Origin of the sequence: Streptomyces sp. MMG1533, assembly GCF_001279775.1 — a bacterium.
GTDB lineage: Bacteria > Actinomycetota > Actinomycetes > Streptomycetales > Streptomycetaceae > Streptomyces.
Genome location: NZ_LGDG01000041.1, coordinates 137,457 through 152,648, shown reverse-complemented (window position 1 = coordinate 152,648; position 15,192 = coordinate 137,457). Strand labels below are relative to the sequence as shown.

Annotated in this window: 15 protein-coding genes; 14 read left to right on the top strand and 1 reads right to left on the bottom strand. The window is 69.8% G+C overall.

Translation table 11 applies throughout. The features are described from left to right. Positions 1–5 precede the first annotated feature (5 nt). The 12 genes from ADK57_RS07740 (at position 6) to nusB (ending at position 12,670) form a co-directional block, all read left to right on the top strand. The gene (locus ADK57_RS07740; RefSeq protein WP_053748608.1) at positions 6–362 is read left to right on the top strand and encodes a hypothetical protein; all 357 of its coding nucleotides are present in this window, start codon (positions 6–8) and stop codon (positions 360–362) included. After that, positions 362–3,034, top strand: coding sequence for an alanine--tRNA ligase (gene alaS, locus ADK57_RS07735; RefSeq protein WP_053748607.1), 2,673 nt, complete (start codon positions 362–364; stop codon positions 3,032–3,034). Before ADK57_RS07740 ends, alaS begins: the two co-directional genes overlap by 1 nt. A 35-nt stretch (positions 3,035–3,069) precedes the next feature. Beyond that, positions 3,070–3,534, top strand: a complete 465-nt coding sequence (gene ruvX / locus ADK57_RS07730; RefSeq protein ID WP_053748606.1) for a Holliday junction resolvase RuvX — start codon at positions 3,070–3,072, stop codon at positions 3,532–3,534. Between the two features lie 120 nt (positions 3,535–3,654). After that, positions 3,655–5,376, top strand: coding sequence for an endolytic transglycosylase MltG (mltG, locus tag ADK57_RS07725; protein ID WP_053748605.1), 1,722 nt, complete (start codon positions 3,655–3,657; stop codon positions 5,374–5,376). Continuing rightward, complete coding sequence (locus ADK57_RS07720) at positions 5,357–6,196, top strand: shikimate dehydrogenase (RefSeq protein ID WP_053748604.1); 840 nt, start codon at positions 5,357–5,359, stop codon at positions 6,194–6,196. The genes mltG and ADK57_RS07720 overlap by 20 nt, the downstream gene beginning before the upstream one ends. A 373-nt stretch (positions 6,197–6,569) precedes the next feature. After that, the gene (aroC, locus tag ADK57_RS07715; protein ID WP_053748603.1) at positions 6,570–7,754 is read left to right on the top strand and encodes a chorismate synthase; all 1,185 of its coding nucleotides are present in this window, start codon (positions 6,570–6,572) and stop codon (positions 7,752–7,754) included. Beyond that, positions 7,751–8,269, top strand: a complete 519-nt coding sequence (locus ADK57_RS07710; RefSeq protein WP_053748602.1) for a shikimate kinase — start codon at positions 7,751–7,753, stop codon at positions 8,267–8,269. Before aroC ends, ADK57_RS07710 begins: the two co-directional genes overlap by 4 nt. Then, complete coding sequence (gene aroB, locus ADK57_RS07705) at positions 8,266–9,357, top strand: 3-dehydroquinate synthase (RefSeq protein WP_053748601.1); 1,092 nt, start codon at positions 8,266–8,268, stop codon at positions 9,355–9,357. Before ADK57_RS07710 ends, aroB begins: the two co-directional genes overlap by 4 nt. Before the next feature lie 198 nt (positions 9,358–9,555). Next, on the top strand, positions 9,556–10,407 hold the full coding sequence (locus ADK57_RS07700) for a Pro-rich N-terminal domain-containing protein (RefSeq protein ID WP_078973005.1): 852 nt from the start codon (positions 9,556–9,558) through the stop codon (positions 10,405–10,407). 101 nt (positions 10,408–10,508) lie between these two features. Then, positions 10,509–11,615, top strand: a complete 1,107-nt coding sequence (locus tag ADK57_RS07695; protein ID WP_053748599.1) for an aminopeptidase P family protein — start codon at positions 10,509–10,511, stop codon at positions 11,613–11,615. Positions 11,616–11,666: 51 nt separating this feature from the next. Next, positions 11,667–12,233 (top strand): elongation factor P, encoded by a 567-nt coding sequence (gene efp / locus ADK57_RS07690; protein WP_030038547.1) that lies wholly within the window; start codon positions 11,667–11,669, stop codon positions 12,231–12,233. Between the two features lie 2 nt (positions 12,234–12,235). Then, positions 12,236–12,670, top strand: a complete 435-nt coding sequence (nusB, locus tag ADK57_RS07685) for a transcription antitermination factor NusB (protein ID WP_053748598.1) — start codon at positions 12,236–12,238, stop codon at positions 12,668–12,670. 116 nt (positions 12,671–12,786) lie between these two features. Here the strand turns inward: nusB and bldD are convergent, their stop codons facing one another. After that, positions 12,787–13,290, bottom strand: a complete 504-nt coding sequence (gene bldD / locus ADK57_RS07680; RefSeq protein ID WP_030038549.1) for a transcriptional regulator BldD — start codon at positions 13,288–13,290, stop codon at positions 12,787–12,789. 254 nt (positions 13,291–13,544) lie between these two features. On the opposite strand from bldD, the gene pyrR reads away from it, so the two are divergent. Together pyrR and ADK57_RS07670 are read left to right on the top strand one after the other, a co-directional pair. After that, positions 13,545–14,120, top strand: a complete 576-nt coding sequence (gene pyrR, locus ADK57_RS07675; protein ID WP_053748597.1) for a bifunctional pyr operon transcriptional regulator/uracil phosphoribosyltransferase PyrR — start codon at positions 13,545–13,547, stop codon at positions 14,118–14,120. A gap of 89 nt (positions 14,121–14,209) precedes the next feature. Then, positions 14,210–15,187, top strand: a complete 978-nt coding sequence (locus ADK57_RS07670) for an aspartate carbamoyltransferase catalytic subunit (protein WP_053748596.1) — start codon at positions 14,210–14,212, stop codon at positions 15,185–15,187. Positions 15,188–15,192: the final 5 nt, after the last annotated feature.

The window sequence follows — 15,192 nt, the reverse complement described above, 5'->3', positions numbered from 1 at the left end:
CAGCGATGTTCCGCCGTACCTTCTGGTTCACCTCGGGCGTCGCCGCCGGTGTGTGGGCCACCACCAAGGTCAACCGCAAGCTGAAGCAGCTGACCCCCGAGAACCTGGCCGCGACCGCGGCGAACAAGGCGCTCGAGGCAGGTCACCGCATCAAGGACCGCGCGGTGGGCTTCGCGCTGGACGTCCGCGACAACATGGCCCAGCGCGAGGAGGAACTCGGCGACGCGCTCGGGCTGAACGCCTCCGTCGAGCACGAACTCCCCGCACCCCGGCGGTACGCCGCCATCGAGAACCGCAACAACCCGAAGTCCGTCGACAGCGACAGGACCACGTACTCGTACAACCGGAATGAGGACCACTGATGGAGTCGGCCGAGATTCGTCGCCGCTGGTTGAGCTTCTTCGAGGAGCGCGGGCACACCGTCGTCCCTTCGGCGTCGCTCATCGCGGACGACCCGACTCTGCTCCTCGTCCCGGCCGGCATGGTGCCCTTCAAGCCCTACTTCCTGGGTGAGGTCAAGCCGCCCTTCAGCCGCGCCACCAGCGTGCAGAAGTGCGTGCGCACGCCCGACATCGAAGAGGTCGGCAAGACCACGCGGCACGGCACCTTCTTCCAGATGTGCGGCAACTTCTCCTTCGGCGACTACTTCAAGGAAGGCGCCATCAAGTACGCCTGGGAGCTGCTCACCACGCCCCAGGACAAGGGTGGTTACGGCCTGGAGCCGGAGAAGCTCTGGATCACCGTCTACAAGGACGACGACGAGGCCGAGCGCATCTGGCACGAGATCGTCGGCGTGCCCAAGGAACGCATCCAGCGCCTCGGCATGAAGGACAACTACTGGTCCATGGGCGTTCCCGGCCCGTGCGGCCCCTGTTCCGAGATCAACTACGACCGCGGCCCCGAGTTCGGCGTCGAGGGCGGCCCCGCCGTCAACGACGAGCGGTACGTGGAGATCTGGAACCTCGTCTTCATGCAGTACGAGCGCGGTGAGGGCATCGGCAAGGACAACTTCGAGATCCTCGGCGACCTGCCCAGCAAGAACATCGACACGGGCCTCGGCATGGAGCGGCTCGCCATGATTCTGCAGGGTGTGCAGAACATGTACGAGATCGACACCTCCATGGCCGTCATCAAGAAGGCCACCGAGCTGACCGGTGTCGAGTACGGCGACTCGCACGACTCCGACGTCTCCCTGCGCGTGGTCACCGACCACATGCGCACGTCCGTGATGCTCATCGGCGACGGCGTGACCCCCGGCAACGAGGGCCGCGGCTACGTCCTGCGCCGCATCATGCGCCGGGCCATCCGCAACATGCGTCTGCTCGGCGCCACCGGTCCGGTCGTCAAGGACCTGATCGACACGGTCATCGAGATGATGGGCCAGCAGTACCCGGAGCTCGTCACCGACCGCGAGCGCATCGAGAAGGTCGCCGTCGCCGAGGAGAACGCCTTCCTCAAGACGCTGAAGGCCGGCACCAACATCCTCGACACCGCCGTCACCGACACCAAGGCCTCCGGCGGCAAGATCCTCGCCGGCGACAAGGCCTTCCTGCTCCACGACACCTGGGGCTTCCCGATCGACCTCACCCTGGAGATGGCCGCCGAGCAGGGGCTGTCCGTGGACGAGGACGGTTTCCGCCGCCTGATGAAGGAGCAGCGGGAGCGCGCCAAGGCCGACGCCCAGGCCAAGAAGACCGGCCATGCCGGCGTCGGCGCCTACCGCGAGATCGCCGACAAGGCCGGCGAGACCGACTTCCTCGGCTACGCGGACACCGAGAGCGAGTCCACGATCGTCGGCATCCTCGTCGACGGCGCCTCCTCCCCGGCCGCCACCGAGGGCGACGAGGTCGAGATCGTCCTGGACCGCACCCCGTTCTACGCCGAGGGCGGCGGCCAGATCGGCGACACCGGCCGCATCAAGGTCGACACCGGTGCCGTCATCGAGATCCGTGACTGCCAGAAGCCGGTCCCTGGGGTGTACGTCCACAAGGGCGTCGTCCAGGTCGGCGAGGTCACCGTCGGTTCCAAGGCCCAGGCCTCGATCGACTCCCGTCGCCGCACGGCCATCGCCCGCGCCCACTCGGCCACCCACCTGACCCACCAGGCCCTGCGCGACGCCCTCGGCCCGACGGCCGCCCAGGCCGGTTCCGAGAACCAGCCCGGCCGCTTCCGCTTCGACTTCGGTTCGCCGTCCGCCGTTCCCACGGCCGTGATGACCGACGTGGAGCAGAAGATCAACGAGGTGCTCGCCCGCGACCTCGATGTGCACGCCGAGATCCTGAGCCTCGACGAGGCCAAGAAGCAGGGCGCCATCGCCGAGTTCGGCGAGAAGTACGGCGAGCGCGTCCGTGTCGTCACCATCGGCGACTTCTCCAAGGAGCTGTGCGGCGGCACGCACGTGCACAACACCGCCCAGCTGGGCCTGGTGAAGCTGCTCGGCGAGTCGTCGATCGGCTCGGGAGTGCGCCGGATCGAGGCCCTGGTCGGTGTCGACGCCTACAACTTCCTCGCCCGTGAGCACACGGTCGTCGCCCAGCTCCAGGAGCTGATCAAGGGGCGTCCGGAGGAGCTCCCGGAGAAGGTCTCCGCCATGCTCGGCAAGCTGAAGGACGCCGAGAAGGAGATCGAGAAGTTCCGCGCCGAGAAGGTGCTCCAGGCCGCCGCCGGTCTCGTCGAGTCCGCCAAGGACGTGCGCGGGGTCGCCGTCGTCACCGGCCAGGTCCCGGACGGCACGACCCCCGACGACCTGCGCAGGCTGGTCCTCGACGTGCGCGGCCGCATCCAGGGCGGGCGGGCCGCCGTGGTCGCCCTGTTCGCGGTCAACAACGGCAAGCCGCTGACCGTCATCGCCACCAACGAGGCCGCCCGCGAGCGCGGCCTCAAGGCCGGCGACCTGGTCCGTACGGCCGCCAAGACCCTCGGCGGCGGCGGTGGCGGCAAGCCGGACGTCGCCCAGGGCGGCGGCCAGAACCCGGCTGCCGTCGGCGAGGCCGTCGACGCCGTCGAGCGGCTCGTGGCGGAAACGGCCAAGTGAGCGCCGAAGCTGAGGCGAGTGGCGACGGCCGGGGCATGCGCCGCGGCCGTCGACTCGCGATCGACGTCGGGGACGCCCGCATCGGGGTCGCCTCGTGCGACCCCGACGGGATCCTCGCCACCCCGGTGGAGACGGTCCCCGGCCGGGACCTTCCCGCAGCTCACCGTCGTCTCCGGCAACTGGTCGAGGAGTACGAACCGATCGAGGTCGTCGTCGGCCTCCCCCGCTCCCTCAAGGGGGGCGAGGGGCCGGCCGCGGTCAAGGTCCGCGGCTTCGCCCAGGAGTTCGCCCGGGGGATCGCTCCCGTCCCGGTCCGGCTCGTGGACGAGCGGATGACGACGGTGACGGCCAGCCAGGGACTGCGCGCTTCCGGCGTGAAGTCGAAAAAGGGCAGATCGGTCATTGACCAGGCAGCGGCCGTGATCATCCTTCAACAGGCCCTGGAATCGGAACGGGTGTCAGGTAAAGCACCCGGCGAAGGCGTCGAAGTGGTCATCTGATCGCGATACGGTAACGTTCCGCGCGATGCGGAGGTGTTCGAACAGCCACCGCACAAAGAGAGGCGGAACGGGAGCCGAGCCGTAACAAGGTGACCGCCGCCTCGCGGCTCTAGGGGATCGATGACTGAGTATGGCCGGGGCGAAGGCTCCGAACCGTGGCATCCGGAGGACCCGTTGTACGGGGACGGCGGATGGGGCGGACAGCAGGCCCACACGGGCCGACAGTCCCCCTACGGCGGCCAGCCGCAGCACCATCCAGAGCAGCCGCAGCAGCCGCAGTACGACAATGGAGGCTGGGGCGACGGCCAGCAGGCCGCATACGGTCAGGCGCAGCAGCAGCACTACCAGCAGCAGTACGGCGAGCAGCAGTACGACCGGCAGTACGGGCAGCAGCAGTACGACCAGCAGCAGTACGCGCCCCAGCCCCAGCAGCAGTACGACAACGGCGCCTGGGGCACCGGCACGCACACGCACGTCCAGTACACCGACCCGTCGGACCCGTACGGGCAGCAACAGAGCATGGCGTACGGCGGGGAGCAGCAGCCCGACTTCTACGGCACTCCGGACGCCTACCCCCCGCCGGAGCCGCCCGTCCGTCGGGGCGCTGAACCCGAACCGCGGCAGACCGACTGGGATCCCGGCCCCGATCAGGGCGAACACGCGTTCTTCTCCGGCGTTGACGACGACGAGGACGACGCGTACGACGCGGACGACCCGAAGGGCTCCCGCGGCGACCGCAGGGGCCGTGGCGGCAAGCCCAAGAAGCGCCGCAGCGGGTGCGCCTGTCTGGTGGTCCTGCTGGTGTTCGGCGGAGGACTGGGCGGGGTCGGGTATTTCGGCTACCAGTTCTACAAGGATCGTTTCGGCACGGCTCCGGACTACGCGGGCGACGGCACGAAAGAGACCGTGACCGTCGAGATTCCCAAAGGCGCGGGCGGCTACGAGATCGGCCGTCGGCTGAAGGAAGCCGGCGTCGTCAAGAGCGTCGATGCCTTCGTCTCCGCGCAGGGGGAGAACCCCAAGGGGAAGACGATCCAGGCGGGCGCCTATCTGCTGAAGACGCAGATGTCCGCCGAGAGCGCCGTCGAGATGATGCTCGACCCCAAGAGCCAGAACAACGTGCTGGTCAAGCCGGGCGAGCGCAATCTCAACGTCTACAAGACGATCGACGAGCAGCTCGAATTGTCGTCCGGCACCACCAGGAAGGTTGCCGAGAAGCAGTACAAGAGCCTCGGACTGCCGAGCTGGGCGAACAGCGACAAGGACATAAAGGACCCGCTGGAGGGCTTCCTCTACCCGGGCACCTATCCCGCGGCCAAGGGCATGAAGCCCGAGACGGTCCTGAAGGAGATGGTGAGCCAGGCCGTCGAGAAGTACGAGGCGTACGACCTGTCTGCCAAGGCCAAGGCGCTGAAGCTGGACAACCCGCTGCAGGTCATCACGGTCGCGAGCCTCGTCCAGGCGGAGGGCAAGACCGAGGATGACTACCGGAAGATGGCAGAGGTGGTCTACAACCGCCTCGACCTCGCGAACCCCGAGACGTATGGGTTGTTGCAGTTCGACTCGACCTTCAATTACCTGAAGAACGAATCGAACATCAACATCAGCGAGTCGGAGATCAACAGCAACCAGGACCCGTACAACACGTACACCCAAAAGGGTCTGCCGCCCGGCCCGATCGGAAATCCGGGCGACGATGCGATCAAGGCGACGCTGAATCCGACGGATGACGGCTGGTACTACTTCGTGGCGACCGACGGTGTGAGCAAGACCGAGTTCGCCAAGACGCACGCCGAATTCCTCAAGCTCAAGGAAAAGTTCGATGCCAGCACGGGCAGCTGACGCCCGCCGGGCCGCGGTGCTCGGCAAGCCCATCGCCCACTCCCTCTCGCCGGTGCTGCACCGCGCCGCGTACGCGGAACTGGGACTCGCGAACTGGTCGTACGACCGGTTCGAGCTCGACGAGGCCGCCCTGCCCGGGTTCTTCGCCGAACTCGGGCCGGAGTGGGCCGGACTCTCGGTGACCATGCCGCTCAAGCGGGCCGTCATCCCGTTGCTCGACGAGATCAGTGAGACGGCGGACTCGGTCGGGGCGGTCAACACGGTCGTGTTCACCGAGGACGGCCGCCGGGTCGGTGACAACACCGACATCCCCGGCATGATCGCCGCGCTGCGCGAACACGGCATCGAACAGGTCGACTCCGCCGCGATCCTCGGCGCCGGCGCCACCGCCTCCTCCGCGCTCGCCGCGCTGGCCCGGATCTGCACCGGCGAGGTCGTCGCCTACGTCCGCAGCGAGGCCCGGGCGGCCGAGATGCGGCAGTGGGGCGAGCGGCTGGACGTCGAGGTCCGTACGGCGGACTGGGCGGACGCCGAACAGGCCCTGCGCGCACCCCTCGTCATCGCGACCACGCCGGCCGGTACGACCGACGCGCTGTCCTCGGCCCTGCCGGAACGGCCCGCCACCCTCTTCGACGTGCTCTACGACCCGTGGCCGACCGAGCTCGCCGCCCGCTGGTCCGCGTACGGCGGGGCCGTGGTCAGCGGACTCGACCTGCTGGTGCACCAGGCGGTACTGCAGGTCGAGCAGATGACGGGACGCGCCCCCGCCCCGCTGGACGCCATGCGAAAAGCGGGCGAACACGCGCTCGCCGCTCGCTAGGGTCCTCTCGCTGACAGCGCTCTCCGCTGTCGCGCACCGGGGCGTGCGGATCAAGCGCGAGATCGCTTACCGGCGTGCGGTGCGCGCCGGCCGACCCGTGCAGGCGGCGGCGCATTGCGGGCGGGCGCGGGAGGCCGACTGCCCGGGCTCGTACCCTCCGCGCCGGCGACAGGAGAACGGCTCGGAGCGAGTCGATGCCACTGCGGTGCGGTCCTTGTCCCGTCCGCCCTGTGGACCGGCGGCCAGTTCCGGAGCCCGGACGTGGGAGGATCGGGGGTGGCGGGCCAGGGCCGCGCACCTGGTCGAGCCGTCGCCGTACGCGAGGACGCGCGTACGAAGGGCAGTACCAGGGCGCGAGCACTGAGGAGCACCGTTGAGCAGGTTGCGCTGGCTGACCGCGGGGGAGTCCCACGGTCCCGCACTCGTCGCGACGCTGGAGGGCCTTCCCGCCGGCGTGCCGATCACCACGGAGATGGTGGCGGACCACCTGGCCCGGCGCCGGCTCGGTTATGGACGCGGTGCGCGCATGAAGTTCGAGCGTGACGAGGTCACGTTCCTCGGCGGTGTGCGGCACGGGCTCACCCTGGGCTCGCCGGTCGCGGTCATGGTGGGCAACACCGAGTGGCCGAAGTGGGAGCAGGTCATGGCGGCCGACCCCATCGACCCCGAGATCCTGGCGGGCCTGGCCCGCAACGCCCCGCTGACCCGTCCGCGCCCCGGCCACGCCGACCTCGCCGGCATGCAGAAGTACGGCTTCGACGAGGCGCGGCCGATCCTGGAGCGTGCCTCCGCCCGTGAGACGGCGGCCCGGGTGGCGCTGGGCGCGGTGGCCCGGTCGTACCTGAAGGAGACGGCCGGGATCGAGATCGTCTCGCACGTCGTCGAGCTGGCCGCCGCGAAGGCGCCCTACGGCGTGTACCCCAAGCCTTCGGACGTCGAGAAGCTGGACGCCGACCCGGTGCGCTGCCTGGACGCGGACGCGTCGAAGGCGATGGTCGCGGAGATCGACCAGGCCCACAAGGACGGCGACACCCTGGGGGGTGTGGTCGAGGTGCTGGCGTACGGCGTACCCGTGGGCCTGGGCTCTCACGTGCACTGGGACCGCAGGCTGGACGCCCGGCTGGCCGCCGCGCTGATGGGCATCCAGGCGATCAAGGGCGTCGAGGTCGGCGACGGCTTCGACCTGGCGCGGGTGCCGGGCTCCCAGGCGCACGACGAGATCCTCGCCACCGATGAGGGCATCAAGCGGGCCACCGGCCGATCCGGCGGTACCGAGGGCGGTCTGACCACCGGTGAGCTGCTGCGGGTGCGGGCGGCGATGAAGCCGATCGCGACCGTGCCGAGGGCGCTGCAGACGGTCGACGTGGCCACCGGCGAGGCCGCGCAGGCCCACCACCAGCGCTCGGACGTGTGCGCGGTGCCGGCCGCCGGCATCGTCGCGGAGGCGATGGTCGCGCTGGTCCTCGCGGACGCCGTCGCGGAGAAGTTCGGCGGCGACAGCGTGGCCGAGACCCGCCGCAACGTGCGGTCCTACCTCGACAACCTGCCGGTCCGATGAGCGCCGAGCCACTGGTCGTCCTGGTCGGCCCGATGGGCGTCGGCAAGTCCACGGTCGGGCAGCTGCTCGCCGAGCGGCTCGGCGTCGGCTACCGGGACACCGACGACGACATCGTCGCCGAACAGGGCCGTAGCATCGCCGAGATCTTCGTCGACGAGGGCGAGTCGGCCTTCCGCGCGATCGAGAAGCGGGCGGTGCACACGGCACTCGCCGACCACGACGGCGTCCTCGCGCTGGGCGGCGGCGCCATCCTGGACGAGGACACGCGGGCGCTGCTCGCCGGGCAGCGCGTCGTCTACCTCTCCATGGACGTCGAGGAAGCGGTCAGGCGCACCGGTCTGAACGCGGCCAGGCCGCTGCTCGCGGTCAATCCGCGCAAGCAGTGGCGCGAGCTGATGGAGGCGCGGCGGCACCTGTACGAGTCGATCGCCACGGCCGTCGTGTCCACGGACGGCCGTACGCCCGAAGAGGTCACCCAAGCCGCCCTGGACGCACTGGAGTTGAAGGAAGCATGAGCGAGGCAGTCACCCGGATCCAGGTCGGCGGCACCGCGGGCAGCGAGCCGTACGAGGTCCTGGTGGGCCGGCAACTCCTGGGCGAGCTCGCCGGGTTGATCGGCGACAGGGCCAAGCGCGTCGCGATCGTCCACCCCGAGGCGCTGGCCGAGACCGGTGAGGCGCTCCGCGCCGACCTGGCCGGGCAGGGCTACGAGGCCGTCGCCATCCAGGTGCCGAACGCCGAGGAGGCGAAGACCGCCGAGGTCGCCGCCTACTGCTGGAAGGCGCTCGGCCAGTCCGGCTTCACCCGCACGGACGTCGTCGTCGGTGTCGGCGGCGGCGCGACCACCGACCTCGCCGGGTTCGTCGCCGCGACCTGGCTGCGCGGGGTGCGCTGGATCGCCATCCCGACCACCGTGCTCGCCATGGTGGACGCGGCCGTCGGCGGCAAGACCGGCATCAACACCGCCGAGGGCAAGAACCTCGTCGGCGCCTTCCACCCGCCGGCGGGCGTGCTGTGTGACCTGGCCGCCCTCGACTCCCTGCCGGTCAACGACTACGTCTCCGGGCTCGCCGAGATCATCAAGGCCGGCTTCATCGCCGACCCGGCGATTCTCGAACTCATCGAGTCCGACCCCGAGGCCGCGCGCACTCCGGCGGGCCCGCACACCGCGGAGCTCATCGAGCGGTCCATCCGGGTCAAGGCCGAGGTCGTCTCCTCCGACCTGAAGGAGTCGGGCCTCAGGGAGATCCTCAACTACGGCCACACACTCGCGCACGCCATCGAGAAGAACGAGCGCTACAAGTGGCGCCACGGTGCCGCGGTCTCGGTCGGCATGCACTTCGCCGCCGAACTCGGCCGTCTCGCGGGCCGGTTGGACGACGCCACGGCCGACCGCCACCGCACGGTCCTGGAATCCGTCGGCCTGCCCCTGCACTACCGCTACGACCAGTGGCCCAAGCTGCTGGAGGCCATGAAGGTCGACAAGAAGTCCCGCGGGGACCTGCTGCGCTTCATCGTCCTGGACGGTCTGGCCAAGCCCACCGTCCTGGAGGGCCCCGACCCGGCCGTTCTCCTCGCCGCGTACGGCGAAGTGGGCGAGTAAGTCCTCGGGTACGCCTTCCGCCCGATTCGCCTTGCGGGACCGGGCACTTCGGACCGCCCCCGGCCGTTTCACCAAACGACGGCCGGGGGCGGTACCGTTCGGATGGGGGTACCTCCCACGCCCTTTAGGCTGTGTGGGAGGGCGGGAGTCACCCGCGCTGTCAGCACCCATTGCCTGTACGAGACGGAGTGGCACCGGATGCAGCACGCAGTGGGTTCTCCGCTGCCGCCGCCCCACCAGCCGGGGCACGGACCGGCCGCACACCACCCGGGTCCGCACCACCCGGGCGCACACCAGGGTTCCGCTCCCGTGCCCCCACCGCCCGCTCCCGCTCCGGGCTTCACCGGCGCGCCCGCGGTGCCGGTACCGCCGGCACCGCAGCACGCCCCGGTCCCCTCGGCGCCCGACACCACAGGCCATGTGCCGCTGCCCCCCGGCGGCCCTGTCGCCATGCCGAGCGCTCCGCCCGCCACGGCCGCCGCCGACCCGGCCGCCACGACCCTCGCGGTCCTGCTCATCGGCCCGGCCGGCGCCGGGAAGACGAGCGTCGCCAAGTACTGGGCGGACCACCGCCGGGTCCCCACCGCCCACATCAGCCTCGACGACGTACGCGAATGGGTCCGCTCGGGCTTCGCCGACCCGCAGTCCGGGTGGAACGACCACTCCGAGGCCCAGTACCGCCTAGCCCGCCGCACCTGCGGCTTCGCCGCCCGCAACTTCCTCGCCAACGGCATCTCCTGCATCCTCGACGACGCCGTCTTCCCCGACCGCCCGGTCGTCGGCCTCGGCGGCTGGAAGCGCCACGTCGGCCCCGGTCTGCTGCCGGTCGTCCTCCTCCCCGGCCTGGAGATCGTCCTGGAGCGCAACGCCGAACGCTCCGGAAACCGCCGCCTCACCGACGAGGAGGTCGCCCGCATCCACGGCCGCATGGCGGGCTGGTACGGCTCAGGCCTGCCGATCATCGACAACTCCCAGATGGACGTACCGCAGACGGCCCAGGTCCTGGACGACGTCCTGGCAAGGTCGATAGCGAGCCCACCGAGCTGGTAGCCGTACGGGACTGAACCCGAACACCACACCCGGGCACCCCCGTCCCCCGAACGGCACCCTCCCAACCGGCACAATTCGGATACTCCTCCTACGCTCGTGTCATGTCAGAGGTGTACGCAGCACGCCGAACCCGAGTCCGGGACCGCTGTCACGCGGCCGGCAGCGCGGCAGCACTCGTCTCCCGCCCCGCCAACGTCCGCTACCTCGCAGGCACCGCCCCGCACGGAGCCGTCCTGCTGCTCGGCAGGACCGAGGACCTGCTGCTGTGTCCCGGCCCGCCGGACGACCGCCCTGCGGAGGGCCGGCCCGACGAGGCGCTGCGGGTGCAGAGGCTGCCCGGACCCGGCGGCGATCCCGCCGTGGCCGCCGCCGACCTCGCGGCGGCGCAGGGCGGCGAGTCCCTCGCCGTCGAGGAGCATCACCTGACCGTCGCCCGGCACCGCGCCATCCGCTCGGTCGTGCCCCGGCTGCGCCTCGCGGACCTGGGCGGCGGGGTCGAGCAGCTGCGTGTGGTCAAGGACGAGGAGGAGATCTCCTGCCTCAGGATCGGCGCCGAAATCGCCGACCAGGCCCTCGGCGAACTGCTCGAGTCCATCCTCGTCGGCCGCACCGAGCGCCACCTCGCCCTCGAACTGGAGCGGCGCCTCGTCGACCACGGCGCCGACGGTCCCGCCTTCGCGACTTCCGTCGGCACCGGCCCGAACTCCGGCAGACGCGGCCACCGTCCCACCGACCGGAGGGTCGAGGAGGGCGACTTCCTCTCCGTCTGCCTCGGCGCGACCTACCGCGGCTACCGGTGTGAGATCGGCCGTACCTTCGTCATCGGTACGTCCCCCGCGGACTGGCAGATCGAGCTGTACGACCTCGTCTTCGCCGCTCAGCGAGCCGGCCGGGAGGGCCTCGCACCCGGCGCCGCCTGTCGTGACGTGGACCGCGCAGCCCGCCAGGTACTGGACTCCGCGGGGTACGCGGAGGGTCTTCCGGCGCTGACGGGACATGGTGTGGGACTCGAAATCGACGAGGACCCGCAGTTGGCTCCCGCGGCCATGGGTAAACTGGACGCTTGCGTGCCGGTCACCGTCGAACCGGGGGTCCACCTCCCGGGCCGGGGCGGTGTCCGGATCGATGACACGCTCGTCGTCCGCCCCGAGGCGGACGGCGGCCCAGAGCTACTCACCATCACGACCAAGGAGCTGCTCGCCCTCTAGACAGGTGCGTGCGCCGGGGTCGTCCACGTCAGTCCAGGAGATTCCGCAACCGTGGCTTCCACGAACGACCTCAAGAACGGCCTGGTGCTCAAGCTCGACGGAGGCCAGCTGTGGTCCGTCGTCGAGTTCCAGCACGTCAAGCCCGGCAAGGGCCCGGCCTTCGTGCGCACCAAGCTGAAGAACGTGCTTTCCGGCAAGGTCGTCGACAAGACGTTCAACGCCGGCGTCAAGGTCGAGACGGCCACGATTGACAAGCGCGACATGCAGTTCTCCTACATGGACGGCGAGTACTTCGTCTTCATGGACATGGAGACCTACGACCAGCTCATGGTCGACCGCAAGGCTGTCGGCGACGCCGCCAACTTCCTGATCGAGGGCTTCACCGCCACCGTCGCGCAGCACGAGGGCGAGGTGCTCTTCGTCGAGCTGCCCGCCGCCGTCGAGCTCGTCATCCAGGAGACCGAGCCGGGCGTCCAGGGCGACCGCTCCACCGGTGGCACAAAGCCCGCCATCCTGGAGACCGGTCACCAGATCAACGTCCCGCTCTTCATCACCACCGGTGAGAAGATCAAGGTCGACACCCGCACGAGCGACTACCTCGGCCGGGTGAACAGCTAACCGTGGCTGCCCGCAACACGGCCCGCAAGCGCGCCTTCCAGATCCTCTTCGAGGGTGACCAGCGCAACGCGGACGTCCTGACGGTCCTCGCGGACTGGATCCGGCTCTCCCGGGGCGACACCCGGCAGCCGCCGGTGAGCGAGTACACGATGCAGTTGGTCGAGGGGTACGCGGAGCACGCGACGCGCATCGACGAGCTGATCGCCCAGTACTCGGTCGGCTGGACGCTCGACAGGATGCCCGTCGTCGACCGCAACATCCTGCGCCTCGGCGCGTACGAGCTGATCTGGGCGGACGAGACGCCGGACGCCGTCGTGCTCGACGAGATGGTGCAGCTGGCGAAGGAGTTCTCCACGGACGAGTCGCCCTCGTTCGTGAACGGCCTGCTCGGCCGGCTCAAGGACCTCAAGCCCTCGCTGCGCCGCGACGAGGCATAAGAGGCACCAGCAGAGACCGGCGCAGAGTACGCATTGCCAGAGGGCCCGCAGCAGTGACGCTGCGGGCCCTCTGGCGTTCACCCCGGCGGCACGTTTCTGCTGAAGCGGGGAGCGGGTCAGCTCTCCTCGTGGGAGGCCACCGCGCGGCGCGCGTCCGCGTCCAGGACGCCCCAGCTGATCAGCTGCTCCGTGAGGACGGAGGGCGACTGGTCGTAGATGACGGCGAGTGTGCGCAGGTCGTCCTGACGGATCGAGAGCACCTTGCCGTTGTAGTCACCGCGCTGGGACTGGATCGTGGCGGCATACCGCTGAAGGGGTCCCGCCTTCTCGGCCGGGACGTGGGCCAGCCGCTCCAGGTCGAGGACCAGCTTCGGCGGCGGCTCGGCCGCACCGCCCGGAGTGGTGCCCGGCAGCAGCTCCTGCACCGGAACGCCGTAGAAATCCGCCAGCTCGGCAAGGCGCTGCACGGTCACGGCGCGGTCGCCACGCTCGTACGAACCGACCACGACGGCCTTCCAACGACCCTGGGACTTCTCCTCGACACCGTGGAGGGAAAGGCCCTGCTGGGTGCGGATGGCCCGGAGCTTGGCCCCGAGCTGTTTGGCGTATTCGCTGGACATATAGCTCCCCGGACACTGTGTCGACGCGACTGGCTTGGTTTCCATGCCGCGCGGCTGGTAACTCACTGTGAGGTTACGCAGCGTTACTCTGCTGCGTCAAGCCGAATGGTCCGCACCGACTCTTCCGTGGTATCCGAGGCCGGTTGGGCCAAGGGGGTGATCAGGGGCGTTGCCGCGGCCTGCTACCGTGGGTGGCGCAAATCCGACGTCCTTTAAGATCCGTCCCGTGAGGCGGAGAAGGAGGTCCGTTTTCTATGGACACTCAAGCGTCCGATGCAAGGCCGGTACTCGAAGGCCCTGACATCGCGCGGGTACTGACCCGCATCGCCCACGAGATCGTCGAGCGCGCCAAGGGCGCCGACGACGTGGTGCTCCTCGGCATTCCGACGCGGGGCGTCTTCCTCGCCCAGCGGCTCGCCGCCAAGCTCGAAGAGATCACCGACCGCAAGATCCCGGTCGGCTCCCTCGACATCACCATGTACCGCGACGACCTGCGCATGCACCCGCCGCGTGCGCTGGCCCGCACCGACATCCCCGGTGACGGCATCGACGGCAGACTGGTCGTCCTCGTCGACGACGTGCTCTTCTCCGGCCGCACCATCCGAGCCGCCCTCGACGCCCTGAACGACATCGGGCGCCCCCGCGCGGTGCAGCTGGCGGTCCTCGTCGACAGAGGCCACCGCGAACTGCCCATCCGCGCCGACTACGTCGGCAAGAACCTCCCCACGTCGCTGCGGGAGACGGTCAAGGTCCAGCTCGCCGAGGAGGACGGTCGCGACACCGTGCTGCTCGGTGTGAAGCCGGCCGCCCCGGGCGAGCAGCAGCAGTAGTAGCACTCCGGCGTACGGCACCGCCGTACGCCCTGCTCCCGCCTGTCCGGAATCTCCCCGACCCTGAACTGCCTTACGGAGCCTGACAGATGCAGCGTCATCTCATCTCGGCCGCCGACCTCACCCGCGACGACGCCGTCCTGATCCTCGACACCGCCGAGGAGATGGCCCGGGTCGCCGACCGGCCGATCAAGAAACTGCCGACCCTGCGCGGCCGTACCGTAGTCAACCTCTTCTTCGAGGACTCCACCCGGACCCGGATCTCCTTCGAGGCCGCCGAGAAGCGGCTGTCCGCGGACGTCATCAACTTCTCCGCCAAGGGGTCGAGCGTGTCCAAGGGCGAGTCCCTGAAGGACACCGCCCAGACCCTCGAAGCCATGGGTGTGGACGCCGTGGTGATCCGGCACGGTGCCTCCGGAGCGCCGTACCGCCTCGCCAACTCGGGCTGGATCGACGCGGCCGTCATCAACGCCGGTGACGGCACCCACCAGCACCCCACCCAGGCCCTGCTGGACGCCTTCACCATGCGCCGCCGGCTCGTCGGCCGGGACGCCGGGATCGGGCAGGACCTCGCCGGCAAGCGGATCACGATCGTCGGCGACATCCTGCACAGCCGGGTCGCCCGCTCCAACGTCGATCTGCTGCACACCCTCGGAGCCGAGGTCACCCTCGTCGCCCCGCCCACCCTGGTGCCGGTCGGTGTCGAGACCTGGCCCTGCGAGATCTCGTACGACCTGGACAGCACGCTTCCCAAGTCCGACGCGGTGATGATGCTGCGCGTCCAGCGCGAGCGGATGAACGCCGCATTCTTCCCCACGGAGCGTGAGTACGCGCGGCGCTACGGCCTCGACGGCGAGCGCATGGCGCGGATGCCCGAGCACGCCATCGTGATGCACCCCGGGCCGATGGTCCGCGGCATGGAGATCACCGCCGAGGTCGCCGACTCCGACCGCTGCACCGTCGTCGAGCAGGTCGCCAACGGAGTCTCCACCCGAATGGCCGTTCTGTATCTGCTGCTCGGTGGAAACGAACCCGCCGTCTCCCACACCCGTATCGAGGAGAAGTAAGACAG